The 25,541-nt window shown below is 65.7% G+C and carries 25 protein-coding genes; 5 read left to right on the forward strand and 20 right to left on the reverse strand.

What is annotated here, in order from left to right; translation table 11 throughout:
• Positions 1 to 8: 8 nt before the first annotated feature.
• On the forward strand, positions 9 to 716 hold the full coding sequence (locus IE101_RS04445; protein ID WP_189632561.1) for a heparan-alpha-glucosaminide N-acetyltransferase: 708 nt from the start codon (positions 9 to 11) through the stop codon (positions 714 to 716).
• Here IE101_RS04445 and aguB read toward each other — a convergent pair.
• The 3 genes from aguB to IE101_RS04460 all read right to left on the reverse strand — a co-directional run bounded on the left by aguB (position 706) and on the right by IE101_RS04460 (position 4,028).
• Entirely contained in the window at positions 706 to 1,584 is an 879-nt protein-coding gene (aguB, locus tag IE101_RS04450; RefSeq protein ID WP_229804010.1) for an N-carbamoylputrescine amidase, read from the reverse strand. The genes IE101_RS04445 and aguB overlap by 11 nt on opposite strands.
• Positions 1,585 to 1,647: 63 nt before the next feature.
• Positions 1,648 to 2,736 (reverse strand): T6SS phospholipase effector Tle1-like catalytic domain-containing protein, encoded by a 1,089-nt coding sequence (locus IE101_RS04455; RefSeq protein WP_189632562.1) that lies wholly within the window; start codon positions 2,734 to 2,736, stop codon positions 1,648 to 1,650.
• 146 nt (positions 2,737 to 2,882) lie between these two features.
• Positions 2,883 to 4,028, reverse strand: a complete 1,146-nt coding sequence (locus tag IE101_RS04460; protein WP_189632563.1) for a type III PLP-dependent enzyme — start codon at positions 4,026 to 4,028, stop codon at positions 2,883 to 2,885.
• A gap of 215 nt (positions 4,029 to 4,243) precedes the next feature.
• Between IE101_RS04460 and IE101_RS04465 the strand changes: the two genes are divergently transcribed.
• From IE101_RS04465 to IE101_RS04475, 3 genes are all read left to right on the forward strand, one after another.
• On the forward strand, positions 4,244 to 4,675 hold the full coding sequence (locus IE101_RS04465) for an Lrp/AsnC family transcriptional regulator (RefSeq protein WP_189632564.1): 432 nt from the start codon (positions 4,244 to 4,246) through the stop codon (positions 4,673 to 4,675).
• A gap of 117 nt (positions 4,676 to 4,792) precedes the next feature.
• On the forward strand, positions 4,793 to 7,762 hold the full coding sequence (locus IE101_RS04470) for a valine--tRNA ligase (protein WP_189632565.1): 2,970 nt from the start codon (positions 4,793 to 4,795) through the stop codon (positions 7,760 to 7,762).
• A 221-nt stretch (positions 7,763 to 7,983) separates the two neighbouring features.
• Complete coding sequence (locus IE101_RS04475; protein ID WP_189632566.1) at positions 7,984 to 9,093, forward strand: pyridoxal phosphate-dependent aminotransferase; 1,110 nt, start codon at positions 7,984 to 7,986, stop codon at positions 9,091 to 9,093.
• Here the strand turns inward: IE101_RS04475 and IE101_RS04480 are convergent, their stop codons facing one another.
• Both IE101_RS04480 and gatB read right to left on the reverse strand, forming a co-directional pair.
• Positions 9,094 to 9,459 carry a DUF4177 domain-containing protein gene (locus IE101_RS04480; RefSeq protein WP_189632567.1) on the reverse strand — a complete coding sequence of 122 codons (366 nt, stop codon included), beginning with the start codon at positions 9,457 to 9,459 and terminating at the stop codon, positions 9,094 to 9,096. It abuts the gene before it with no gap.
• A gap of 165 nt (positions 9,460 to 9,624) precedes the next feature.
• Positions 9,625 to 11,136, reverse strand: a complete 1,512-nt coding sequence (gatB, locus tag IE101_RS04485; RefSeq protein WP_189632568.1) for an Asp-tRNA(Asn)/Glu-tRNA(Gln) amidotransferase subunit GatB — start codon at positions 11,134 to 11,136, stop codon at positions 9,625 to 9,627.
• A gap of 168 nt (positions 11,137 to 11,304) precedes the next feature.
• Between gatB and IE101_RS04490 the strand changes: the two genes are divergently transcribed.
• Complete coding sequence (locus IE101_RS04490) at positions 11,305 to 11,898, forward strand: transglycosylase SLT domain-containing protein (protein ID WP_189632569.1); 594 nt, start codon at positions 11,305 to 11,307, stop codon at positions 11,896 to 11,898.
• Positions 11,899 to 11,961: 63 nt separating this feature from the next.
• Here IE101_RS04490 and pepN read toward each other — a convergent pair whose 3' ends face one another.
• From pepN to IE101_RS04565, 15 genes are all read right to left on the reverse strand, one after another.
• Positions 11,962 to 14,526, reverse strand: coding sequence for an aminopeptidase N (gene pepN, locus IE101_RS04495; protein ID WP_189632570.1), 2,565 nt, complete (start codon positions 14,524 to 14,526; stop codon positions 11,962 to 11,964).
• Positions 14,527 to 14,595: 69 nt separating this feature from the next.
• Positions 14,596 to 15,618 carry a hydrogenase expression/formation protein HypE gene (gene hypE, locus IE101_RS04500; RefSeq protein WP_189632571.1) on the reverse strand — a complete coding sequence of 341 codons (1,023 nt, stop codon included), beginning with the start codon at positions 15,616 to 15,618 and terminating at the stop codon, positions 14,596 to 14,598.
• Between the two features lie 104 nt (positions 15,619 to 15,722).
• A complete protein-coding gene (gene hypD / locus IE101_RS04505) occupies positions 15,723 to 16,868 on the reverse strand; it encodes a hydrogenase formation protein HypD (protein WP_189632572.1) in 1,146 nt (381 codons plus the stop codon).
• Positions 16,865 to 17,149: a HypC/HybG/HupF family hydrogenase formation chaperone gene (hypC, locus tag IE101_RS04510; protein WP_189632573.1), complete on the reverse strand. Its 285-nt coding sequence runs from the start codon at positions 17,147 to 17,149 to the stop codon at positions 16,865 to 16,867. The genes hypD and hypC overlap by 4 nt, the downstream gene beginning before the upstream one ends.
• A gap of 1 nt (position 17,150) precedes the next feature.
• Positions 17,151 to 18,635, reverse strand: a complete 1,485-nt coding sequence (locus IE101_RS04515; RefSeq protein WP_189632574.1) for a sigma-54-dependent transcriptional regulator — start codon at positions 18,633 to 18,635, stop codon at positions 17,151 to 17,153.
• The gene (gene hypB / locus IE101_RS04520) at positions 18,635 to 19,591 is read right to left on the reverse strand and encodes a hydrogenase nickel incorporation protein HypB (protein ID WP_189632575.1); all 957 of its coding nucleotides are present in this window, start codon (positions 19,589 to 19,591) and stop codon (positions 18,635 to 18,637) included. The genes IE101_RS04515 and hypB overlap by 1 nt, the downstream gene beginning before the upstream one ends.
• On the reverse strand, positions 19,591 to 19,932 hold the full coding sequence (gene hypA, locus IE101_RS04525) for a hydrogenase maturation nickel metallochaperone HypA (RefSeq protein WP_189632576.1): 342 nt from the start codon (positions 19,930 to 19,932) through the stop codon (positions 19,591 to 19,593). Before hypA ends, hypB begins: the two co-directional genes overlap by 1 nt.
• Positions 19,925 to 20,815, reverse strand: coding sequence for a hydrogenase expression/formation protein HupK (locus IE101_RS04530; protein ID WP_189632577.1), 891 nt, complete (start codon positions 20,813 to 20,815; stop codon positions 19,925 to 19,927). Before IE101_RS04530 ends, hypA begins: the two co-directional genes overlap by 8 nt.
• A 3-nt stretch (positions 20,816 to 20,818) precedes the next feature.
• Entirely contained in the window at positions 20,819 to 21,634 is an 816-nt protein-coding gene (hybE, locus tag IE101_RS04535) for a [NiFe]-hydrogenase assembly chaperone HybE (RefSeq protein WP_189632578.1), read from the reverse strand.
• Complete coding sequence (locus IE101_RS04540) at positions 21,631 to 22,464, reverse strand: hydrogenase expression/formation protein (protein ID WP_189632579.1); 834 nt, start codon at positions 22,462 to 22,464, stop codon at positions 21,631 to 21,633. Before IE101_RS04540 ends, hybE begins: the two co-directional genes overlap by 4 nt.
• A gap of 13 nt (positions 22,465 to 22,477) precedes the next feature.
• The gene (locus IE101_RS04545; RefSeq protein WP_189632580.1) at positions 22,478 to 22,855 is read right to left on the reverse strand and encodes a thioredoxin domain-containing protein; all 378 of its coding nucleotides are present in this window, start codon (positions 22,853 to 22,855) and stop codon (positions 22,478 to 22,480) included.
• Between the two features lie 13 nt (positions 22,856 to 22,868).
• On the reverse strand, positions 22,869 to 23,189 hold the full coding sequence (locus IE101_RS04550) for a HypC/HybG/HupF family hydrogenase formation chaperone (RefSeq protein WP_189632581.1): 321 nt from the start codon (positions 23,187 to 23,189) through the stop codon (positions 22,869 to 22,871).
• Positions 23,189 to 23,827: a HyaD/HybD family hydrogenase maturation endopeptidase gene (locus tag IE101_RS04555; RefSeq protein WP_189632582.1), complete on the reverse strand. Its 639-nt coding sequence runs from the start codon at positions 23,825 to 23,827 to the stop codon at positions 23,189 to 23,191. The genes IE101_RS04550 and IE101_RS04555 overlap by 1 nt, the downstream gene beginning before the upstream one ends.
• 329 nt (positions 23,828 to 24,156) lie before the next feature.
• Positions 24,157 to 24,942 (reverse strand): Ni/Fe-hydrogenase, b-type cytochrome subunit, encoded by a 786-nt coding sequence (gene cybH, locus IE101_RS04560; protein WP_189632583.1) that lies wholly within the window; start codon positions 24,940 to 24,942, stop codon positions 24,157 to 24,159.
• 4 nt (positions 24,943 to 24,946) lie between these two features.
• Positions 24,947 to 25,531, reverse strand: coding sequence for a HupE/UreJ family protein (locus IE101_RS04565; RefSeq protein ID WP_189632584.1), 585 nt, complete (start codon positions 25,529 to 25,531; stop codon positions 24,947 to 24,949).
• Between the last annotated feature and the right edge of the window lie 10 nt (positions 25,532 to 25,541).

The raw sequence follows: 25,541 nt of genomic DNA on the forward strand, positions 1-25,541 counted from the left end.
GGCAGGGAATGGCAGGGCGGATCTGGCTGATCGATGTGGCGCGGACATTGGCGCTGATCGGGATGGTGGCGTTTCACCTGGTCTTTGATCTGCAGCTTTTCGGCTTTCTGCCGCCCGGCACCTCGGTCAATGGGGTGTTCTACTGGCATGCGCGGATGGTGGCGGGCAGCTTCCTGTTTCTGGCGGGGGTGTCGCTCTGGCTTGCGCATGGGCAGGGGGTGCGGTGGGGTGCCTTCTGGCGGCGGTGGCTGCGGCTTGCGCTGGCGGCGGCGTTGGTATCGGCGGCCACGCGCGTGGCAATGGGTGAGGCCTGGGTCTTTTTCGGCATCCTGCACAGCATCGCCCTGAGCAGCCTGCTGGGGCTCGCCTTCCTGCGCCTGCCTGCGGCGCTGACGCTTTTGCTGGGGGGCGCGGTGATGGCCGCATCCTATGTTCTGCCGGGGCTGCTGCAGCTGGATGCGCCCGCCCTGCGGTTTCTGGGTCTAAGCCTGCTTCCCACCTATACCGTGGATTTTGAACCGCTCTTTCCCTGGTTCGGGCCGTTCCTGCTGGGCCTTGGTCTTGCGCGGCTGGCAGGGCCGCTCTGGCCGCGTCTGGCGGCGCTGCGCGGCCCGGCAAGCCTAGGCTGGCCGGGGCGGCATTCGCTGGCGATTTACCTGATCCACCAGCCGGTGCTGATGGCGCTGGTCTGGGCTGCCGCAGCGCTTATGCGCTGAGCCCGTCCAACCCCCGCAGGGGTGTGTAAAGATCGGGCCGGCGGTCGCGGAACACGCCCCAGCTGCGACGCAGCGCGGCGATCTCGTCCAGATCGACGGTGGCGGTCAGCACCTCTTCACCATCGCGGCTGGCCTTGGCCAGAAGATCGCCCGAAGGCCCGGCAATGAAGCTGGAGCCGTAGAAGGTGACATCCCGCCCCTCGGGCGCGACCTCGCGGCCGATGCGGTTCGAGGCGACCAGCGGCATGACATTGGCCGCCGCATGGCCGCGCTGCGTCATCTCCCAATGGGGTTGGCTGTCATAGGCGGGGTTCGGCGGTTCCGATCCGATGGCCGTCGGGTAAAGCAGCACCTCGGCCCCCAACAAGGCCATGCTGCGCGCCGATTCAGGGAACCACTGGTCCCAGCAGATCCCAACGCCCACGCGCCCCGCCGCCGTTTCCCAGACGCGGAACCCGGTATCACCGGGCGAGAAATAGAACTTCTCCTCATACCCCGGACCCTGGGGGATGTGGCTTTTGCGATAGACGCCCAAGACACGTCCATCGGCATCGACCATCGCGACCGAGTTGAAGAAGGCCTGCCCCGCCCGTTCGAAGAACGACACCGGCAGCACCACCCCCAGCTCGCGCGCAAGATCGGCAAAACGCGCAATCAGCGGATGCCCCGCAGCGGGCGCCGCAAGGTCGAAATATTCAGGCCGTTGGGTGATGCAGAAATAGGGGGTCGCGAACAGCTCTTGCAGCAGGATCAGGCCCGCCCCCTGCCCCGCCGCCGCGCGGACCAGCACCTCGGCCCGGTCGGCATTGGCGGGCAAATCCCAGGAACAGGCGAATTGCGTGGCGGCAAGTGTCAGGTGGCGCATCATGACCCCTCATTTGATCAAACACAGCGCAAGGTGCCCCGCCCCGCTGCGTTTGAAAAGCCCCGATCACGCCCGCCGGGCCCGCGCAGGGGATTTGGGCAGCCAACGGTCAGGCTCGGCCTCAACTGCGCTGGGGTGGATATGCTCTGACCGGTCCTGCCCGATACGGCGCGCACGGCGCAGGATGAATGCCGCACCGAAGCCGCGCATGGTCCCCACCATGGGCGCCCGCGGATCACAAGGAAAACGGTCCCGCCAGCCGGACGGCAATACAAGGCCGCAGGTTTCCGCATGGGCCAGCATCCAGACTAAGGGAATATTCGCAAGCGGCCGCGCGGCCTCAAAATTGCCAAGCTGCCCGCCGATGTCGCCATGCGCCCCGCGGAACCAGACCTGTTCGATATTCGCCTGCCACGAGGCCGGACAGTCCCACAGCACGGGGGCAAAAACCTCGCGCGTTTCATGAAGCGCCAAGGCCTGAAACCCATGCAGCACATTGCGCCCAAGATGGTGGTTGTGGAAGGCATGGCGCCCCTCGGTCATCTTCCACAACAGCGGCAGCCGCAGCCCCAGCGCCTTGACCGTATCCCAGACCCCGATCATCTGGATCGGGGTTTCCGCGTGGCAGTAGCGGTCCGCAAAGGCCTGGGCCGCGGGCGAATCGGGCGCGCGTTCGTAATGGCGATAGGCCAGCACCACATGGCGTTCGGTTGCCATGTCGTGCCGCAGCAGGCCCACCCGATCAATCACTCCGGCCAGGCTGCGTACCGCATAGGCCCCGCGGGAATAGCCGAACAGAAAGATCCGGTCGCCGGGGCGGTAATGACTGGCCAGATGGCCATAGGCGCGACGGATCTGGCGGTTGATCCCGCGCCCCTGCATCACGTCCAGCGTGTCGCGCCAGCCTTCCCATTGCAGACCGGGCTCATAGTAAAGGCTGCGCCGGGCCGCCCCCGGCATCCGTTCACACAGCAACTGATAGGCGCGGCCGGCGTTGCTTTCATGCCCCGGCCGCAGCGATGCCAGCGTCCCGTCCAGCACGATGACATGATCGACCGGCGCGCGCCGCACAGCGGGGGGCGGCACATCGCCCGGATCGCTGCGGACCACCGGGCGACCACGCAACCAGTGGCGCAGAAGGTCAGCAACCGACATGCCGCCCCCTTTGCCCTTCCCGGATGCTGCGCGCGTTCCAGCCCATGCCATCCCCCCATGCCCCACTCTGATTAGAGCATGCCCCCAAATGGTAAACGCCCGGTGGAGCCTGTCCAGCCGGGCGTTTCCATTTCAGGTCCGGATGATCAAACCTTGAGCGAGAGGACCGTGGCGATGGTCAGTTCGCCAAAGCCATTGAAACGGGTGTTGGTGGCAATCGAATAGGCCCCCATCCCATGGATGACGAGGAAGTCGCCCTCGGACACGCCTTCATCAAGCATCAGCTCACCGGGGATACGGTCCACCGAATCGCAGGTCGGGCCAAAGACGATGCGGGATTCGAGCGCGCCATTGCGCTTGCGGCCTTCGCTGTCCACCACCTCGATGCGGTCGATGATCCCCACCAGCGGCAGTTCCGCCAGCGCGCCATAGACGCCGTCGTTCAGGAACACATGCTGCCCGTCGCGCACGGCCTTGACCTTGGCGATATGGGTGAAGGCATCCCCGCAAAGACCCCGGCCCGGTTCGCACACGAGAAGCGGGCGCTGGTCCCCGAAGGCTTCGGTTGCAACGCGGTCGATCAGGGCGAAGGTATCCTCGATCTGCGGCACCACGGCCTGCAGGCGGTGGTTCGGGAAGCCGCCGCCGACGTTCAGCCGCGCCACCGTCACACCGGCCAGCTGGGCGATTTCGGCGCCCGCACGGATATAGGATTCCCAGGCATGGGGATCGGTGCATTGCGTGCCCGGATGGAAGGTGAGCGAGGGGATGAAGCCCGCTTCGGCCACGCGCTTGAGAAGCTGGGCCGAAAGCTCAACCGTCGCGCCGAACTTGGCGCCGAAATTATAGGCAGCCCCCGCCACCGGCAGCTTGAAGCGCACCGAGATTTCGCAGTTTTCCGCCGGAACCAGCTCGATCAGCTTTTCCAGCTCGGTCGCGGAATCGACGGAATAGGATTTCACGCCCAGTTCCACCGCCACGGCGATTTCCGCGCGCGACCGCACGGGGTTGTTGTAATGCATCGCCGCATCCGGGGCGAGACGGCGCACCAGACGCATTTCATTGGGCGAGGCCACGTCAAAGCCACGCACACCCGCCGCCGCGAGGTTCTCGATCACCACCTCGGACGGGTTGGTCTTGACCGCATAGGTCACCATGCCCGGAAAGCCGTCGATGAAGCGACGTGCCGCAGCCTGCAGAACGGCAGGCGAAAAGAAGATGACCGGATTTTCCGGTTTCACCGTGCGGATATATTCGGTCGGGTTGGACCAGATCGTTTTGGAAAGTCCCATCGGCGTGTTCCTTCTGCCAACAAGACGCAAGCGGCCATTGCCCGGAACCCTTCCGGGAGCCAGCACCTGCGCGGTCATTACAACCAGGCCAGGTGCGTATGAGCCGCCCTTTTCCTGAAAACGTGGAATGCGCATATGGGACCAAACTTCACCGATGAAAACCACAAAAATATAGTGTAGGGATGACAAAATGACGAAATAGGCGGGCACATTGCATGGACGATTTGGACCGGAATATCATCGGCCTTCTGAGCGCGGATGCGCGCATGTCGGTGGCCACCCTGGCCCGGCGGATGAAGGTTGCGCGATCGACCGTGCAGGCCCGGCTGGAGCGGCTGGAGACGACGGGCGTCATTGCCGGTTACACCTTGAAACTGGGGGAAAATGCGCGGCAAGGGCGGCTCAGGGCCTCGGTCCTTCTGACCATCGAACCCCGCGCGCAGGCCGCGATTCTGACGCGGCTGAAATCCATCGCCGAGATCGAAAAGGTCTTTACCACCTCCGGCCGCTATGACCTGCTGCTGCAGGTGGCCGCCCCCTCGACGCAGGTGCTCGATCAGGTTCTGGACCAGATCGGGGCGCTGACGGGGGTTGTCAGTTCGGAAAGTCTGATCCACCTCTCGACGAAATTCGACCGTGCAGTCTGACCGCTGACCACCGATTGGGGCCGAAAATATGGCCCCCGGCCGCCTTGGCGGGGGCGAAAGCCTTTCCCTTTGCCAAGGCATTGGCTAAACCCGACCGCGACGAAAAGGGGAACTCTCATGCCGATGGAAAAGACCTTCAACGCCGCCGAGGCGGAAGCCCGGATCTCCAAACAGTGGATCGACGGCAAGGTCGGCCGCGCGGGCGCCAATGCCAAACCCGGCGCCGAGGCGTTCTCGATCATGATCCCGCCGCCGAACGTGACGGGCAGCCTGCATATGGGCCATGCCTTCAACAACACCCTGCAGGACATTCTGGTGCGTTGGCACCGCATGCGCGGGTTTGACACGCTCTGGCAGCCCGGCACCGATCACGCGGGCATCGCCACGCAGATGGTGGTGGAACGCGAGCTTGCCAAGGCCCAGCAACCCTCGCGCCGCGAAATGGGCCGCGAGGCGTTTCTCGGCAAGGTGTGGGAGTGGAAAGAAAAGTCCGGCGGCACCATCATCAACCAGCTCAAGCGCCTTGGCGCGACCTGTGACTGGGACCGCGAAGCCTTTACCATGTCCGGCAACTTCCCCGAGGCCGTGATCAAGGTCTTTGTCGATATGTATGACAAGGGCCTGATCTACCGCGGCAAGCGGCTGGTGAACTGGGACCCCCATTTCGAAACCGCGATCTCGGACCTTGAGGTCGAACAGGTCGAGGTGAACGGCGCCATGCACCGGCTGCGCTACAAGCTGGCCGATGGCGTGACCTATCAGCACCCGGTCGAGTTTGACGAAGAGGGCAAGCCCACCGCCTATGAAACCCGCGACTATCTGGTCGTGGCCACCACCCGCCCCGAAACCATGCTGGGCGACACGGGCATCGCCGTGAACCCGGCCGACACCCGCTATGCGGGCCTCGTGGGCAAAGAGGTGATCCTGCCGCTGGTCAACCGCCGCATCCCCATTGTGGCCGATGACTATGCCGACCTGACGAAGGGCACCGGCGCGGTGAAGATCACCCCGGCGCATGATTTCAACGACTGGGGCGTCGGTCAGCGCACCGGCCTGCGCGTCATCAATGTGATGGACACCAAGGCTGCGATCAATATCGACGGCAATGCCGATTTCCTGGAAGGCGCCGATCCGACCCCGGAATGCATGGCCCTGCACGGCATGGACCGCGCCGGCGCCCGGAAAGAAATTCTGGGTCTGGCCGAGGAACAGCACTGGCTCGACGGCATCGACGCCGACCGCCATTTCGTGCCCCATGGCGACCGTTCCAAAGTGGCCATTGAGCCGCTGCTGACCGATCAATGGTTCGTGGATACCGCCAAGATCGTCGGCCCGGCCCTTGATGCCGTCCGCTCGGGCGAAACCCAGATCCTGCCGGAACGCGATGCCAAGGTCTATTTCCACTGGCTGGAAAACATTGAACCCTGGTGCATCTCACGCCAGCTCTGGTGGGGTCACCAGATCCCGGTGTGGTATGGGCTTGATATCTGGCCCACCGGCTTCCGCGATGCGGAAGGCGACAATGCGCTGGATGAGGCGGAAATCTTCGCCCTCCTCGCCGATGGCGCCTTCAACCATGCCGATCCGGTCTATCACTGTGCCGCCGATCTCGCCGCCGTCTCGGAGCGGTTCATGGATGATCTGGCACCCCTGCCCGCGCCCCTGAACCATGCCCGCATCGTCGAGGTCGCGGACCGCGCCGCCGCCATCGAGGCGCTGGCCCGCGCGCTGGCCGATTACAACCTCAGCCAGGACCCGACGCATCTGGTCTATCCCGTGTGGCGTGATGCCGATGTGCTGGATACCTGGTTCTCCTCGGGCCTCTGGCCCATCGGCACGCTGGGCTGGCCGGAAAACACCCCCGAACTGCAACGCTATTTCCCCACCAGCGTGCTGGTCACCGGCTTTGACATCATCTTCTTCTGGGTCGCCCGGATGATGATGATGCAGCTGGCCGTGGTGGGTCAAAAGCCCTTCTCGACCGTCTATGTCCATGCCCTCGTCCGTGACGAGAAGGGCAAGAAGATGTCGAAAAGCCTCGGCAATGTGCTCGACCCGCTCGACCTGATCGACGAATTCGGCGCCGATGCCGTGCGCTTCACCCTGACGGCCATGGCCGCCATGGGGCGTGACCTGAAGCTTTCGAAAGACCGCATCGCAGGCTATCGCAACTTCGGCACCAAGCTCTGGAACGCCTGCCGCTTCGCGGAAATGAACGGCGTCTGGGAAGGCCACAGCACGCAGGCGGCCGCCCCGCAAGCCACCGCCACGGCCAACACCTGGATCATCGGCGAAACCGCCAAGGCCCTGGCCGAGGTGAACGCCGCCCTGACCGAATTCCGCTTCGATCAGGCCGCCAATGCGCTCTACGCCTTCGTCTGGGGCAAGGTCTGCGACTGGTATGTCGAATTCGCCAAGCCGCTCTTTGATGGCGATCAGGCCGATGAGACCCGCAAGACCATGGCCTGGGTTCTGGACCAGTGCATGATCCTTCTGCATCCGATCATGCCCTTCGTCACAGAAGAGCTCTGGGCCACCACCGGCACCCGCGCCAAGATGCTCGTCCATACCGACTGGCCGAACTATGGGCCGGAACTCATCGACACCGCCGCCGACCGTGAGATGACCTGGGTCACCGGGCTCATCGACGACATCCGCTCGGCCCGCGCGCAGATGCATGTGCCGGTGGGACTGAAGCTCGACATGGTCGCCACGGCGATGGACCCCGAGGCGCAAGAGGCCTGGATCCGGAATGAATCGCTCATCAAGCGCCTCGCCCGGATCGAAAGCCTGACCGCCGCCGCCAGCGCCCCCAAAGGCGCAATCACCATCGCAGCCGAAGGCGCCAGCTTCGCAATCCCGCTGGAAGGCATCATCGACATCGCCGCCGAAAAAGCTCGCCTGTCGAAGACGCTCGAAAAGCTGGAAAAAGAGATCGCGGGCCTCACCACCCGCCTCTCGAACCCCAAGTTCATCGAAAGCGCCAAGGAAGAGGTCGTGGACGAAGCCCGCGCCAATCTCGAGGCCCGCACCGAGGAAGCCGACAAGATCCGCGCCGCCGTAACCCGGCTCGCCGAAATCGCCTGACAGCGCCGGGGGCTGTCTGCCCCCGCGCCTCCCTGCGGGAGGCTCCCCCGAGGATATTTTCACAACGGGAAGAGGGGAACGCGCCGCGCCCTTCTTCCATTTTCTGTCTGAAAATATCCGCGGGGTGAATTGGCCGCAGGCCAAGAGGGGGCGGCGAGCCCCCTTTTTCTTTGCCGCTTGATGGACTTGCGAATTGGGCCGTTTCGCTGTCAGATCACGGTATGACAGAGACACCGCAATACACGCCGCTGATCCGTTCCCTGCCCGCCTCGGTGCCCTTTGTCGGGCCAGAAACCCAGGAGCGCAGTCGTGGCGCGCCGTTTACCGCGCGGTTGGGGGCGAATGAGAGCCTCTTTGGCCCTTCGCCCCGGGCCATTGCCGCGATGGAGGCGGCGGCAAGGTCAGTCTGGATGTATGGCGACCCGGAGGTGCATGAGCTGCGTGCCGCATTGGCGGCGCATCATGGGGTGAGCCCTGACCACATCGTGGTGGGCGAAGGAATTGACGGGTTGCTCGGTTATCTCGTGCGCCTGATGATTATTCCGGGCGATGTGGTGGTGACGTCGGATGGCGCTTACCCGACCTTCAACTTCCACGTCACCGGCCATGGCGGAGTGTTGCACAAGGTGCCCTATCGCGGCGATCACGAAGACCCCGAGGCGCTGTTGGCCACGGCCGCTGGAGTGCGGCCCAAGCTGCTCTATATCGCCAATCCGGACAATCCGATGGGGTCGCACCATCCGGGCGCGACGATCGCTGCTATGCTCGACCGCCTGCCCCAGGGCACGCTTCTGGTGCTGGATGAGGCCTATGTCGATCTTGCGCCGCCCGGTACCGCGGCTGACATCGCGGCCGATGATCCGCGGGTGATCCGGCTGCGGACCTTTTCCAAGGGCTATGGTCTTGCGGGACTGCGGGTGGGTTATGCCATTGCCGCCCCTGGTCTGATTTCGGCCTTCAACAAGGTGCGCAACCATTTCGGTGTCGGGCGAATAGCCCAGGCCGGGGCGCTTGCGGCGCTACAGGATCAGGCCTGGCTGGATCAGGTTCGGGCCGAGGTCACCACCGCGCGGACGCACCTTGCGGCGATTGCGGTGGCGAACGGGCTTCGCCCCCTGCCCTCGGCCACGAATTTTGTCACCATGGACTGCGGGCGGGATGGCGATTTTGCCCGCGCGGTGCTGCGCGAGCTGGTCGCGCGGGGCATCTTTGTCCGCATGCCCTTTGTCGCGCCGCATGACCGCTGCATCCGGGTCAGCTGCGGGGATGCGGCGGCGCTGGGGGCTTTTGCCACAGCCCTGCCTCTGGCGCTGGCTGCGGCGCGGGGCTGATCATTCGGCCCGGAGGCTCGCCTTCGGCAGATCCTGATCCGAGGGTGCAGGCCCGAGGGCCGGGGCCACCCCTTCCCCCGCGCGGGCCGAGCCGAGGCCGGGAATTGCCGGGGCGGCCGCCGTCACGGGCGCGGTTTTCACGCGGCGAAAGACAAGCAGGTTTTGGAAGGTCGTAGACTTGCCGGTCAGGCCGCTGCGTTCCTCGCAGGGTAGCGTATCGGCGCGGAGGTATTCCCAGCCTTCGCGCGCGAGGTCATTCATCAGCTGCGTCAGCGCATGGGCAAAGCGGTCTTCGGTGCTTTTGAGCCCGCGGGCCTTTTCGCCACGGCGCGGGGCCGGAACCACCCGATATTCAAAATGCTGCATTGGTGCCTCTGCTGAAAATGCCCGCGGCCGACTGCGGCTGCGACCCGTCCTTCCGTCATAAAAAGCAACCCGCGGGCAAGCAACGCACGGCGGGACACGTCTGCGGCATCGCGCGCCACGGGAAGCGAAAGGCCGGCCCGCTGTCACGGTGGGCCGGCCCTGAAATCACAGACCCAGCTTCTGGGCCACCATCGCATTCACGACCGCCGGGTCCGCCTTGCCGCCGGTGGCCTTGAGGACCTGCCCGGTGAACCAGCCCGCGAGCTTCGCGTTGACCTTGGCCTTTTCCACCTGCGCGGGGTTGGCGGCGATCAGATCATCCAGCGCCTTTTCGATGGCGCCGGTGTCGGTTACCGCCTTCATGCCGCGGGCGGCGGCCACTTCGGCCGGATCACCGCCTTCGGTCCAGAGGATCTCGAACAGCTCTTTCGCCATCTTGCCGGTGATCTCGCCCTTGGCGAGCAGGTCGAGCATGCCGCCCAGCTGCGCCGCGGAAACGGGGCTCTCTGCAATGGCATGACCTTCCTTGTTGAGGCGGCCAAAGAGTTCGTTGATCACCCAGTTCGCGGCAATCTTGCCATCACGGCCACGGGCCACCTCTTCGAAGAAGGCGGCCGAATCAAGCTCGGCGGTCAGGACATTCGCGTCGTAATCGGTCAGACCGAAATCCGACATGAAGCGCGCCTTCTTGGCGTCGGGCAGTTCCGGCATCCGGGCGGCAATGTCATCGACCCAGGCCTGATCTATTTCCAGCGGCAGCAGATCGGGGCACGGGAAGTAGCGGTAATCGTGCGCCTCTTCCTTGCTCCGCATCGAGCGGGTTTCGTTCTTGTCCGGATCGTAGAGGCGGGTTTCCTGCACGACCTCGCCGCCGTCCTCCAGAATGGCGATCTGGCGGCGGGCCTCATAGTCGATGGCCATCTGGATGAAGCGCATGGAGTTCATGTTCTTCAGCTCACACCGCGTGCCGAGATGCGCGAAATCCTGCGTTTCCTGATACTTCTCATACTGGCCGGGGCGACAGACCGAGACGTTCACATCGGCCCGCAGGTTGCCGTTCTGCATGTTGCCATCGCAGGTGCCGAGATAGCGCAGGATCTGGCGCAGCTTGGCAACATAGGCCGCCGCCTCTTCCGGGCCGCGGATGTCGGGGCGGCTGACGATCTCCATCAGCGCCACGCCCGTGCGGTTGAAATCGACGAAGGACATGTTGGGGTCCATGTCATGGATCGACTTGCCCGCGTCCTGTTCCAGGTGGATGCGTTCGATCCGCACATGGCGCGCGATGCCCGGCCCCATTTCCACGATCACCTCGCCCTCGCCCACGATGGGGTGATAGAGCTGGCTGATCTGATAGCCCTGCGGCAGGTCGGGGTAGAAATAATTCTTGCGGTCAAAGGCCGAACGCAGGTTGATCTGCGCCTTCAGCCCAAGGCCCGACCGGACCGCCTGTTCCACGCAATATTCGTTGATCACCGGCAGCATGCCCGGCATGGCGCAATCGACGAAGCTCACGTTGGAATTCGGCTCGGCGCCGACCTGGGTCGAGGCCCCCGAAAACAGCTTGGCATTCGAGGAAACCTGGGCATGGATCTCCATGCCGATCACCAGTTCCCAGTCATGTTTTGCCCCGGCAATCACCTTGGGCTTGGGCGCTTCATAGGTCAGGTCGAGCATCGGTTTCCCCTCGCTTTCTTGGCCCCTTCATAGGCATGGCGGGCCTGCCCGGCAAGGCGGGACGGGCGGATTTTCGCGCATCCGGAATCGCCAAGCTGGACTCGGGGGGCGGTCTTTGGGCAAAAAACGGCGTCGCGCATCGGACGCGTCGCCACTGCGGGAGCTGCAATGCAGGTCAAATTCGGGATCATCGGGGCCATGGCTGCCCTTGCCTTGGCTGGATGCACCACCGAAACTGCCGACCTCGTCGGCCGTGCGACCACACCGCCCCCGATGCGCTGGGACAATCATCCCGAAGCGCCGGAATGGACCGTCAATACCCTCATGGCTGTCGCCCAACGGGATGATGCCCTGGCCGACCGCGTGCCCGCCGATATCGGCGAATGGTGCCCGGGTTATGCCGATGCCTCGGTCACTGATCGGCGGGCCTTCTGGGCCGGGCTGATCTCGGCCGTTGGCAAATACGAAAGCAGCTACAACGAAAAGGCCGCCGGTGGGGGCGGGCGCTATATCGGGATCATGCAGATCTCGCCGCGCTCGGCCGCGAATTACGGCTGCGATGCGACTTCGGCCTCGGCGCTGAAGGACGGGTCGGCGAATCTGGCCTGCGCCGTGGAAATGGTTGCCCACCACGTCGAACGCGACGGGCTGGCCGTGGGCAATGGCAATCAGGGGATCGGGCGCGACTGGATGCCCTTCCGCAAGGCCCAGACCCGGGCCGAGATGCAAAGCTGGGTCCGCCAGCAAAGCTACTGCAAATAAGCAGAACTCCGAACAGACGGATGCGGCAGCAAGGGGGCTTTCGCCCCCTTTGTCATATCCGCCTCAGCCCAGCATCCGCGCGGTCATTTCCGACAGATCGCGGCTGAGGCCCGGAGTCGCGGCCATGCGCGACAGCTCGGCCCGGATCAGGGCCTGCCGCCCGGCATCATAGCGGCGCCAGGTTTCAAACGCGGTAGACATGCGCGCCGCCGTCTGCGGATTGCGCCCGTCCAGCCGCAAAAGCCAATCGGCCAAAAGCCGATAAGCCGCGCCATCCGCATGGTGGAAGCCCGCATGGTTTGCCGAGACGGCGCCAAAGACCGCACGGAAGCGGTTGGGGTTGTCCATGTTGAAATCGGCCCGCGCCGTCAGCTGTTCGACGGTTGCCGCCAGTTCGGCGGGCGGGGCATGGACGACCTGCACCATGAACCACTTGTCCATGACCAGCCGGTCAGCCTTCCATTCCGCCTCGAAGGCCGCCAGCGCCTCGGCCCCGGCGCCGATGTCAATCAGCGCCACCAGCGCCGCCAGACGGTCGGTCATGTTCGTGGCCGCGGCAAAGGCCGCACGGGCGGCTTCACCCCCGTCCAGCCGGGTTTGCAGCGCAAGGCAGGCATTGGCCAGCGCCCGCCGCCCGGCAGGCCCCGCCTCGGCCGAGAACGGCCCTGAGACGGTCATCGCCGCGCGCAGGGCGGCCAGCTCTGCCCCCAAAGCCGCCGCCAGCGCATCGCCCATGCGCCGCCGAGCGGCATGGATCGCCGCCGGATCGGGCACATGGCCCGCCGCCGCCAGCGTCGCCGCCAGATCATCCTCGGAGGGCAGCCGCAGCGCCAGCGCGCGGAAGGCGGGGTCGAGCGTGTCATCCGTCGCCAGTCGCGCCACCCCATCCAGCCAGGGGCGCGACACCGCGGCCCCGGTCACAACCATTTCGGCCAGCACCTCTTTGGCAAGGCTCCGCCCGGCTTCCCAGCGGTTGAAGGGGTCGGTGTCATGGGCCAGCAGGAAGGCGCGCGTCTCGGGGCTGACCGGATGGTCCAGCACGACCGGCGCCGAAAACCCGCGCAGGACCGAGGCGACCGGCCGCGCCCCCAAACCTTCAAAGCGGAAGCTCTGCTCCGCCTCGGTCAGCTCCAGGATGGTGGTCCCCAGCACCTCATCGCCATTGGGGTTCAGCAGGCCCACCGCCACCGGAATCACCTTGGCCCCCTTGTCCGGCTGTCCGGGCGTCGGCGGATTGTCCTGACGCAGAGTCAGGGTGAAGGTGCCGCCTGCCAGATCGGGCTGCCAGTCTTCCGCCACCTGCACGCGCGGGGTGCCCGCCTCGAAATACCAGCGGCTGAACTGCGTCAGGTCGCGCCCCGTCGCGTCCTGGAACACCGCCAGCCAATCCTCGATTGTCGCCGCCTGCCCGTCATGCCGGTCGAAATAGAGATCCAGCGCCCGGCGATAGCCATCCTCCCCCACGAGTCGTTTCAGCATGCCGATGATCTCGGCCCCTTTTTCATAGACCGTGGCGGTATAGAAATTGTTGATCTCGACAAAGCTGTCGGGTCGCACCGGATGGGCCAGCGGCCCCTGATCCTCACGGAACTGCCGCGCGCGCAGGGCCAGCACATCCTCGATCCGCTTCACCGCATGGCCGCGCAGATCGCCCGAGAACTGCTGATCCCGGAACACGGTCAGCCCCTCTTTCAGGCAAAGCTGGAACCAGTCGCGGCAGGTGATGCGATTGCCTGTCCAGTTATGGAAATATTCATGCGCGACGATGCTTTCGATCCGGGCGAATTCATCATCCGTCATGGTTTCCGGCGTTGCCAGCACGCATTTCGAATTGAAGATGTTCAGCCCCTTGTTCTCCATCGCGCCCATGTTGAAATCATCGACGGCGACGATGTTGAAGACATCAAGGTCATATTCGCGGCCATAGACCTCTTCGTCCCAGCGCATGGAGCGTTTGAGGCTCTCCATGCCCCAAGCACAGCGGTCCTCATCCCCCGGCCGCACCCAGATGTTCAGCGCGACCTGGCGCCCTGACCGCGTGGTAATCTGATCTGAATGGGCGATCAGATGCCCCGCCACCAGCGCGAACAGATAGGCCGGCTTCGGCCAAGGATCATCCCATTCGGCCCAGCCCGGCCCCGCGCCCAGCGGATTGCCATTGGACAGCAGCACCGGCAAATCGCCCTCGATCCGCACGCGGAAACGGGCCATCACATCGGGGCGATCGGGGTAATAGGTGATCTTGCGGAACCCCTCGGCCTCGCATTGCGTGCAATACATGCCGTTTGACATGTAAAGCCCCTCCAGCGCGGTATTGCGGGCGGGCGCGATCTCGACCTCGGTTTCCAGCACGAAGGGCCCCTCGGGCAGATCGGCGGCGGCAATCGTCAGGCCGCGCGCATCGGGCGTGGCCGCAATCGCACGCCCGCCGATGGTCACCGACAAAAGCCGCAGCTCCTCCCCATCCAAGCGCAGGTCATTGACGCCGGGCCGCGCCGGATTGGCATGCAAATGCAGCCGCGCCATGACCCGTGTGGCCTCGGGCTGCAGGCGGAAGGTCAGCTCGACCTGATCCACGCAATAGGGAAAGGGCTGATAGTCCTTAAGGTAAACAGCAGTATCGGCCATGGCGGGTCTCCTTTGCGGGCCACGCTAACGCATGGCGCCGCAGGTGCAACCGCCCTTCGGCCGCGGGGTTCAGCAGATGCGCGGCAGCTGTTCCCCCACCAGCATGTCCACGATCCGCGTGCCACCAAAGGGTGTCCGCATGACCACCATCCCCGGATGATCGGCCACCGCGCGGCCAATGACACAGGCCCCCGCACCCTCCGGGTGGGCGCGCATGGCCGCCAGCACCGCCTCGGCCGCGGCCTCCGGCACAAAGACGACCAGCCGCCCCTCATTGGCCAGATAGAGGGGATCGAGGCCCAGAATCTCGCAAACCCCGCGCACCTCGGCCCGCAGCGGCAAGACGTCTTCCTCCAGCACGACTCCGACCCCGGCAGCCGCGGCAAGCTCATTCAGCGCCGAAGCCAGCCCCCCGCGTGTCGCATCCCGTGCGGCGCGCAGATCAGGACAGGCCGCCAAAACCCCCTGCATCAGATGACCCAGGGCGGCACAGTCGCTCTCAATCGCGGTGCTCAGCGCCATATCCCCGCGCGCGGCCAGGATCGTCGCGCCATGGTCGCCCAGCACCCCGTTCACGATGGCCACATCGCCGGGCCGGATCGCCTCGGCCCGCAGATCAAGGCCCGGCGCGATCACCCCTACCCCGGTCGTGGTGACAAAGACGCCGTCGCCCTTGCCCCGCTCGACCACCTTGGTATCGCCGGTGACAATCCGCACACCCGCAGCCTCGGCCTCGCGTTGCATGCTGGCGGCGATGCGGCGCAAAAGCGCAATCTCGGTCCCTTCCTCGATGATGAAGGCCGCCGCAAGCCAAAGCGGCCGCGCGCCCCCGACCGCAAGGTCATTCACCGTGCCGCAGACCGCGATCTTGCCGATGTCGCCGCCCGGAAACTCCATCGGGGCCACAACGAAACTGTCGGTCGTCAGCGCAAGCCGCGCGCCCGGCACCTGCAGCGCCTCGGTCATCAGGCGGGCCTGATCCTCCATCCCGGGCGGCTGGAACACCGCCGCAAAGACTTCGGCAATCAAATCCCGCATGGCCTTGCCGCCGCCGCCATGTGCCATGGTGACCCGATCTTCACGCAGCGCCATCGGCCTCTCCTTCATCTTGGTAAAAATATCCCGGGGGGACGCCCCGCAGGGGCGATGGGGGGCAGAGCCCCCCTTGCGCGTCAGCGCAAAGCCTTCATGCCGCGTCAGCGCGCCGCCACGCCCCGCGCCCCGCCGTATTGCCAATAGGCCGCACAGGCCCCCTCCGAACTGACCATCAGCGCCCCGAGCGGCATGTCCGGCGTGCAGCCCTTGCCGAATTGCGGGCAGGCGGTGGGTTTCATGCGCCCCGTCATTACCGCCCCGCAGGCGCAACCCTCGGCCTCTGGCACCACGGTGCGGCCCTGTGCCGCCCCATATCCGATGCCGAATTTCGCCTCGGCGTCAAAGGCGCGATAGGCGTCGCGGATGCGCAGGCCGCTGGCGTCGATCTCCCCCAGCCCGCGCCATTCAAAGCTGGGCCTGCGTTCATAGACATCGGCAATCGCGGCCAGGCTGACGGGGTTGCCATGTTCGGGCACCACGCGGGCATATTGGTTTTCCACCTCGGCGCGGCCCGCTTCGATCTGGCGCAGCACCATGAGAACGGATTGCAGCAGGTCCGTCGGCTCGAACCCTGCCACAACGATGGGTTTGCCATAGTCGCGCGCAATGAAGTCATAGGGGTGTGTTCCGATGACCATGCTCACATGCCCCGGCCCGACAAAGCCGTCCAGCACCATGTCGGGGTCATCGAGCAGCGCCTTGATCGGTTCCGGCACGGTGATATGGTTGCAGAAAACACTGAAATTCCCCAAGCCCTCGCGCGCGGCGGCCTGAATCGACAGGGCGGTCGATGGCGTCGTGGTTTCGAACCCGAGGCCAAAGAACACCACTTCGCGCGCGGGGTTGCGGCGGGCGATTTCTAGCGCGTCGAGCGGGCTATAGACCATGCGGATATCCGCCCCCGCAGCCTTGGCCTGCAACAGGCTCTTGCGGTGGCCCGGCACGCGCATGGCATCGCCGAAGGTGCAGAAGATCACCTCGGGGCGTTCGGCCAGTTCGACACATTCGTCCACCCGCGCCATGGGCAGCACGCAGACCGGGCAGCCCGGCCCGTGGATGAATTCGATCCCCGGATGGGTCAGACGGTCCAGCCCGTAGCGAAAGATCGCATGGGTATGGCCGCCGCAGATCTCCATGATATGCACAGGCTTGTCGCGGGTGGCGCCGATCCGGTCACAGGTGGCGGCGATTTCGGCCAGCAGGGCGCGGGCGGCCTTGGGGTCGCGGAATTCGGATGCGTATTTCATGATGCCAATGCCCTTTCCCCTTCGCGCATCTGCTCCAGCGTTTCCTGCGCCTCGCCCAGATCGCGCAGCGCCTCAAGCGTGCGGGCGGCCTCGTCGGCGTCGATCAACGCCATGGCAAAGCCCACATGGATCAGCGCCCATTGCCCGATCAGCGCCTCGGGCGCGCCGGTCAGCACGCAGGCCACATTCACCTCGCGCCGCACGCCCGACACATCGGCCATGGCCATCAGCCGCGCCGCATCGGTGATCTCGACAATCTGTCCCGGAATTCCCAGACACATCTCAGTCTTCCTCCTCTTCCTCGGCCAGACTGCGCCCCGGCTGGGTGATGCCGTAGCGTTCCAGTTTCGCCCGCAATCCGACGCGGCTCAGCCCCAGCTCGGCGGCGGCGCGGCTTTTGTTCCAACGGTGGCGGGTCAGCGTTTCCCGCAAGATCCGCATCTCGATCAGTTCGACCCGGTCCTTCAGCGACCCCTCGCCCGTCAGCGCGGCATCGGCGCTGCGGTCGGCCCCGCTGTCCGAGGGTGGCGCCTGCAGGATATGGCGCGAAATCAGCTCGGCCCCCAGCAACGGCGCCTGCGCGAAGATGAGCATGCGCGTCACCTCATTCTCCAGCTCGCGCTGGTTGCCGGGCCAGTCGTAATTCTCCAGAAACTCCAGCGCCGCGGCATCAAGGCCGTGGACGGGCTTGCCATGGGCGCGGGCAGCCTCGAACAAGAAATGCTGGGCGAGGATGGCCACATCGCCGGGCCGCGCGCGCAGGGGCGGAAGCGCCAGCTCGGCCAGCGAGAGGCTGTAGTAAAGGTCGGCGCGGAACTGACCCTCGGCCACAAGGGCGCGCAGGTCGCGGTGCGACCCGGCAATCAGGCGCAGGTTGGTGGTGATGGTTTCCGCCCCGCCCACGGGCTGAAACGCCCCCTCCTCCATCAGCCGCGCCAGCGCCATCTGCAGCCGCGGGCTGAAGCCGTCGACACCATTGAGGAAGAGTGTCCCCCGGTCGGCCTTTTGCGCCAGCCCGATCTTGTTGTTGGCCAGCCCCGGCACCGCGCCACGGCGCGCGCCAAAAAGCTCCATCTCGATCAGCTCATCCGTCAGGCCCGAACAGTTCAGCTGATAAAAGGGCCGGTCCGAGCGCAGGCTGATATAATGCATCGCCCGCGCCAGGGCGGCCTTGCCGGTGCCGGTTTCCCCCACGAGAAGCACCGGCACATCAAAGCTTGCGAATTGGCGGGCCTGCGCGATGACCGCGTTCATCGGCGATTGCGGCGCGCGCAGCAGGGTTTCAAACCCCATCCCCTCGCGCAGCGCCTTGCGGCGCTTTTCCAGCTTCGATTCCGCGGTGGACCCCAGAAACCGCATCTCAAGCGCCATGCGCTCATTCTCGCGCGACAGCTGAAACAGCCGGGCGGCATTGCGGGCCGCCATCAGCAGCTGGTCGGGGTGCCAGGGTTTGGTCAGGAACTGGTAAATCCCGGCCTCATTGATCGCGGCAACCATATCGGCGGGGTCGGTATAGCCCGTGATGATGATCCGCACCGTTTCAGGCCAGCGTTCGCGCACCTCGGCCAGAAAATCGACACCCGTCCGCCCCGGCATCCGCTGATCGCAAAAGATGACCTGAACCCATTCCTCTTCCAGCAGGCGCTGCGCCTCGGCGGCGTCGGCGGCGGTGAGGATGTCGAAATCATCCTCAAGCGCCATCTTCATGGCGGCCAGCGAATGGGGTTCATCATCCACCAGCAGAATGGCGGGACGGGGCGAAGCCATTATTGCGCCGCCTCGACGCGGGCCTTGGCCGCCAGCCCCCGGCGCAACCACGCGAGCCAAAGGTCCATCCCCTCGCCCGTGCGGGCCGAGACGCGGAGGATCTCGATCTCGGGGTTCACGCGGCGCAGGTTCGCCTCATAGGCCTCCAGATCGGCATCACAGGCGGCGGCCAGATCGACCTTGTTGATCAGCGCCAGCCGCGCGGCGGTGAACATGTCGGGGTATTTCAGGGGTTTGTCCTCGCCCTCGGTCACCGAGAGGATGGCGACCTTGGCATCTTCGCCCAGATCGAAGGCGGCGGGGCAGACAAGGTTCCCCACGTTTTCGATGAAGAGCAGGCTTTCCGGCCGCGGGCGCAGATGGTCCATGGCATGGCCCACCATATGGGCATCCAGATGACAGCCCTTGCCGGTGTTCACCTGCACCGCCGGGGCGCCGGTCGCGCGGATACGGTCGGCATCGTTGCTGGTCTGCTGGTCGCCCTCGATCACCGCAAGGGGGGCGTCATGCAGCAGGGTGATCGTCTTGCACAAAAGCGTGGTCTTGCCCGAGCCGGGCGAGGACACAAGGTTCACCGCAAAAACCCCAAGCGCATCCAGCACCCGCCGGTTCGAGGCGGCATAGCCATCGTTCTTGGCGAGGATCGAAGTTTCGACAGCGATCAGCCGATCCTGCGACATGCCCGGAACCGAGGTGCCGGCCAGCCCCATGCCATAGTGCAGATCGCCCTGCGCGCCATGGTGATGGTGGTCGTGATGGTCGTGCGCATGGTGGTCATGGTCGTGGTGGTGATGCCCGCAGCCGCAAGCCCCGTGGTCATGGTCATGGCTGTGGTCATGCCCGTGCCCGTGGCTGTGGTCGTGGGGGTGGTCATGGTGATGGTGCCCATCGTGTTGATGGGCGTGGGGGTCCTGCCCCTCAAGCCGCGCCGTTCCGCATCCGCATACCGTGCACATCACAGCACCTCCATATCCTTGATCCGCATCTCATCGCCGCCCTGTGGCAGCAGCTTTCCCCCACCGCATCGCGGGCAGGGGTCCAATCGGTCGGCCAGCTCCACCACCTCGGCGCAGTCATAGCACAGCGCCTGTCCGGGCAGGTCGATCATCTCCAGCGCCGCGCCCTCGGCCGGGCTGCCGCGCATCACCACATCGAAGGCAAAGGCCAGTGCGGGCTTTTCCACCCCGGCAAAGCGCCCGATTTCCAGCCTGAGCCGCGTCACGCGGGCAAAACCGTGGCGGCGGGCCTGATCTTCGACAATGCCGCGGATTCCCTCGGCCAAAGACATCTCATGCATCGCCGCCCTCCCTGATTTGTACGGCCATGCAGGGATCGAACAGATCCACCAGCAGCGGCGCCAGCGCCCGTTTGGCCGCGGGTAGCCGCGCCAGCGCCGCGCCAAGCGCCAGCGGCAGCATGTCATCAGTGGGGGTGCGCCGGTCAACCCCCAGCACCCGCCCGCCCAACACCCGGACCGAGACGCGGAACATCCCGCGCGACGCCGGCGCCACCGCCCGACCCGGCGCAATACGGCGCGGCTGCGGCAGGGTATCGTCAAGACAGGCCGCCACATCCAGCACCCGCCCCATCGCGCGCCACAGCGGCCCGCGCCCGCCGCGCACCGCAAGACGCTGCAGGATCGGGTGATCCGCATGCCGCGCGGCGAGGCTGTTTTCACAGGGGCCCTCCCCCTCGGGCGACCAGAGCGGCAGGTCCGGCCCCACCCCTTCGCCGGGGGCAAAGCCTTCGGCCAGCGCGGCGATCACCGGGGCCACGCCCTCACCCCGCGCCAGCCAATCGTCCAACACCACGGGCCGCGCCGATCCAAAGACCGAGCGTTCCACGACCGCCGCATCCTGATCCCAGCCCGGCGGCAGGGCGCGGGGCGGCAAACCCAGATGGCGGGGCCAGTTGACCAGCAGCCGGAACAGATGGTCGCGCAGCACATCGCGGCGCAGCGCCGCCATGGCCCCTGCATCGGCGGGCAGATCCAGCGCCAAGCGCAGCGCCAGCGCCTGACTGGCCGCACAGAGGTTAAACAGGCGCGGCAGCAGCTCCACCACCTCCTCGGGCGTCTTGCCGCGCACCAGGGGAGCGAGCGGCAAAGCGCGCGGCGGCACCAGCCGGGGGACCAGATCGCCCCCCGCCTCGGTCAGTGTGATCTGCAGCGCGCCCTGCATGGCCTAGTCCTCTGCCGGGTCCGCCGCCAGACCGGCGGTGATCAGGCGACGGCGCGTGGGCGCGGGATCGGCCTCGGGCTCGGGCGGGGGTGCCAGCTCGGCCTCGCGCGCCGCGCGGATTTCGGCGGCGCGGTCGGTTTCGGCCCGGTTTTCCGCATCAAACAGCGCAGCCATGACCGCGCGCGCCACCTCGACCGCCTGCATCTGGCTGTTGAAATCCTCCATCGGCGAAAACAGCGAACAGGCCTTGTAGCCACCCACCTGTTCGCGCCGATTGTGCAGGAATTCATAATCGCCCGAGGGGAAGGCGATCACCTCTTTTTCGCCGGGCTTCAGCGCTTGCCAATCGTCATCCGGGCCGGGCAGCAAGATCAGGTTCATGAACCAGGGCGCAATCAGCACCCCCAGAACCGCATCGCCATGCGGCTGAAACCCCACCGCCTGCACATGCAGCGCCGCGTTGATGACAGGCATGTCCCGCATCTTGGCATGATAGATCTCGGTGAAATCGGCAACCAGCGCGCGGGTGCGGTCCTCAATCCAGTCGGACATCCGCGCGGCCGCGGACCCCGGATCGCGCAGCACCATGAACTGTTCATGCGCTCCACCACATTCCGGGCAGGTCCAGTCATCGGGCAGATCAAGGAAGGGGGTGCCGGGCAGATCAAGGAAGGGGGTGCCGGGCAGCACCTGCCGCGTGTCATCGCCCACAGCCGGGTCATAGACATGCCAGCAGATCTTGCATTCCATCACGGCGGCGGCGGAAATCTTGGCCCCCGCCCCCATGAAAGACCCCTCAAACCGCGGCGCCTCGGTCATCGGATCGCCTCCAGCACTTCGCGGATGCGTTCGCCGCTGTCGGACAGATCCTCGACCGCGGCCAGCGCGACCTCGGGCATGGTCGTCACCTCGAAGGTATCAAGGATCAGCGTATCCATCGAATTGTAGAACTGCACCCGCCAGACCGCCGCCAGCGCGGTAGCGGTGATGCGGCAATTGCCATAGCCGCGCGACAGCAGCGTCACGCCCCCGCGCCCCAGCGCAGCATCCAGCCAATCCAGATCCTCGGGCGTATGGGGCAGCAGGGTCAGGTTCACCACATGGGGTGACTGGCCGGGGCAAAAGCGGGCGGAATGGTCGATCAGCTCGGCCAGCAGCGCAGGCGCATTGACCACGCCCGCCGCCCGGGGCGCCAGCGTCAGCAGCGCGGGGCGCTCAGCCTCATGCGCGCGGGTGATGGCGGCCTGCGGGATGGGTGCAACCTCGATCCGCTGCACATCGGCGCCGCTGATCGTCCAGACCCCGGCAAAGACGCTTTCCTGCGCCGCTAGGGCGGGCTTGCCGCGCATCTTCACGCTCACCTCGCCCTGCCCCAGCGTTTCGGCCAGCAGCGCGCGGTTTGCGGCATCCAGCCCGGTCAGGTCAAAGACCTGCGCGGCCCCGCCTGCGGCGGCATCGTCACAGGCATCGGCCAAACGCGCGAGCAACGTCAGCGCCGGGGCGAGCGGGCCGGTATCCTCGACCTCGGGCAGATGGGTGGAATAGGTCCGCATCCCCGAAGGCAGCGGCATGTATTCCAGCGCCTCGCCTTCGTCGCCTTGCGATCCGGGGCCAAAGCCGATGGGGGGCAGGTGGAAATTCTGAACCATGGTCTCTCTCCGCTCAGGCCGATTGCAGGCCGAGGATGGTCTGGATGCGGGTCAGGTAATCGGCCCAGTCGCGGACCTTGGGGATGCCGCCCAGGCAGCGCCCCTCACGGTAGAAGATCAGGCTGGGGGTCTTTAGAACCCCGCTGCGTTCGCGCAGGTCAGCCTCGATGGCATCGCCCACCACGGCACAGTCAAAGGCGTGCTGAAACACCATCCGCAGTTCCGGAAGGATCACCGCGGCATCGTTGCTTTCCAGATTGCGGACCGGATCCCCCGGCACAAAAAGGCAATGCGTGCCGGGCGTGGCCAGATGTTCGGCCAGGGCCGCCTCGGTCTCCAGCCGGGGCCAGCCGAGTTCGGTCGTGAGACGGTCGATCAGGGGCGAGGTCATGGGGGTCTCCGGGTCAGGCGGTGGTGCGGCCCGCGTCCAGCGCGGCCTGAAGATGGGGGGGAAGCTGCGGGCTGCGGGTATCAAGATCGGCGAAGGCATCGCCCGCATCCCCCCCGGCCATGATCGCCCGCAGCCCATCAAGTGCAGCGGCAATGCGGGCGGCGGTTTCGGCGTCGATCACCTCGCGCGCAGCGCCAAGGAAGGTCAGCACCCAGTCACCGGGGCGCAAAGGCCCGGTCAGGCTGAGGTCGATCAGGGTTTCGGCCTGCCCGTCGGTCGCCCAACCGGCAATGCCATCGACCGACAGGATCTGCATGGGAACGCCAAGGCACATCACGACTGCTCCGGCAGAAAGCGCGGATCACCGATCCGGCAGGCGTCTTCGGCGGCGGGGCGACCGGATTCATAGGCATCGCGGCGGATCGACGGATCGGCCAGCAGACCATCATCCGCCCGCCCGTCACGGGGGGCAAAGCCCCACTGGGCCAGCCGGTCCAGCGCGATCTGCAGCGCGGGGTCGATCCGGGCGGCCACCTCGGGACGCAGGCCGCCGCCATAATCCTCCAGCTCGACCGGCTGGCAGCCGATCAGCAGCATCTGTTCGGGGCAATAGCCCATCAGTTGCGCCGTCGCGATGACATCCTGAAACCCGGTCTGGTGCAGGCTCATCTTCTTGGCGCCCATGAAGGCCGGCACCTCATCATTTTCAACGATCTTCAGCGTGCCGGGGGGCAGACCGTAATCCACCGCGTCAAAGACGATCAGCGCGTCAGCCTCCTCCAGGAAGGGCAGCAGATAGAGCCCCTGCGTCCCGCCATCGAGCAGCGTCACCTCGGGCGCAAAGGCGTGGCGGTCGGCCAGCGCCTCGATACAGCGCACCCCGAAACCTTCGTCCGCCCAAAGCACATTTCCGATCCCGAGGATCAGGACAGAGGTGGGTTTCCCTGACGGGCTGGGGATGGGGCTGGACATGGGGCCTCCGCTGGCTCTGTCGGGCTGGTCGCGGCATTTCCGGCCGCTGCTGAAAGTGAGAGTAATGTTTTCAGCCCCACGGGGTAAGAAAATGCATACCGCGGGATGCAGGATTATTTCATTTTGAAATCAAATGCTTGACCAGAAAACGACTAGAGCAACCACCAAAGAAGTGAAAACCTTCCTTCCATTATTGTGCGAAACTGGGATCCAGCCTTCCACACAGGCGCCTGGCGATTCAGCAATCCCCCCGGTCCTGCTGAAAGCGCACGCAAAAAGAAAAGGGCGACCCGTCGCCGGATCGCCCCTTAGGTCACGTTTCTGGCGGATCACTCCACCCGGTCGTCCTTGAAGGTCCGGTGGCCCGAGATCATGGTCGAGACCATGCTCTGACGGCTCATGATGTCTTCGCGGATCGCGGCATAGATGTGGATGATCATGAAAACCACGATGGCCCACATCCCCAGATGGTGCAGCGTGTGCAGGCGCTGGCTGTTCTGCACCAGACCCAGCACCCAACCCATCGCGGTATCGGGCAGGCTGCCCTGCCCCACGCCTTCGGCATAAAGCGCCCAGCCGGTGATCATCATGAAGGTGATGCCCAGTGTCATGAAGAAGAACATGGCGATCTGTGCCAGCGGGTTGTGGCCCACATATTTCTTCGGCTCGGCCTCGAGGAAGAAATACCAGCGCAGCTCGAAGAACAGCTCGCTCCAGAACCGCTTGTTGAAGATCGGGATGTAGAACATCTGCCGGGCGTGGTGATTGCCCATGAAGGCCCAATAGACGCGCCCGAAGAAGGCCACCGTCAGCACCATGCCCGCCGCGAAATGCGCAAAGCGGATATAGCCGAAGATGAACTGGTCATAGGCCTCGGCGATCTGCATCGTGGGCAGCGGGCGGCCGATCAGGTAGCCCGTGACGATCAGGATCGTGATCGCCAGCGCGTTGATCCAGTGCCAGAGCCGCACCGGCGCCTCATAGACATAGACCGAGGTGCGGCGACGGATGCTCTCGATATCGGCGGCCGTGGCGTCGCCGGTCAGACGCGCAGCCTCAAGCGGCAGCGGGGCATCAGGATTCGGGGTGTTGATGCGCGGAACCGTGTCGGTCATGGCATCACCCGGCCATCAGCAGCAGACCGCCAAGCGCGATGCCCGCACCCATGGCCCCCTGCACCAGATGCGCCGCCCGCCCCGTCGCGACCGACCGCGCAAGCGCGATCCCCGCCAGGTGCAGCGCCGCCGTGGCGATCAGAAACCCGGCAAGGTAGGACGCGACGTGGCCGGTCGCCTCGGCCGCATGGGCGTGGCCATGGGCAAGCGCGAAGCCAGCGATCGCCACAAGCGATGCGCCGGTCAGCGCAGGCGCCTGCCCCCGACGCGACAAAAGCGTCAGTGCCCCGAAAACCACAACCGAAAGGGTGATCCAGCCCTCGACCAGCGGCAGGCCGATGCCCGACCACGCCATCCCGGCCCCGGTGGCCATGGCCGCAAGGAACATCGCGCCCCCGGCCCAGACGTGCCGCGGCAGCACGAACCCGGACCAGAGCCCCACCGCCAGTATGGCCAGCAGGTGATCCATCCCCAGCATCGGATGGGCAAGCCCGTTCAGCAGCCCCTCGGCCCCACCATGCCCGGTATGGGCCAAGGCGGGCGCGGCGATCAGGCTGGCTGTCGCGGCGACAAATGCAAGTTTCTTCATCTGGGCCTCC

It is taken from the genome of Gemmobacter lanyuensis (assembly GCF_014652355.1).
Classification (GTDB): Bacteria; Pseudomonadota; Alphaproteobacteria; order Rhodobacterales; family Rhodobacteraceae; genus Gemmobacter; species Gemmobacter lanyuensis.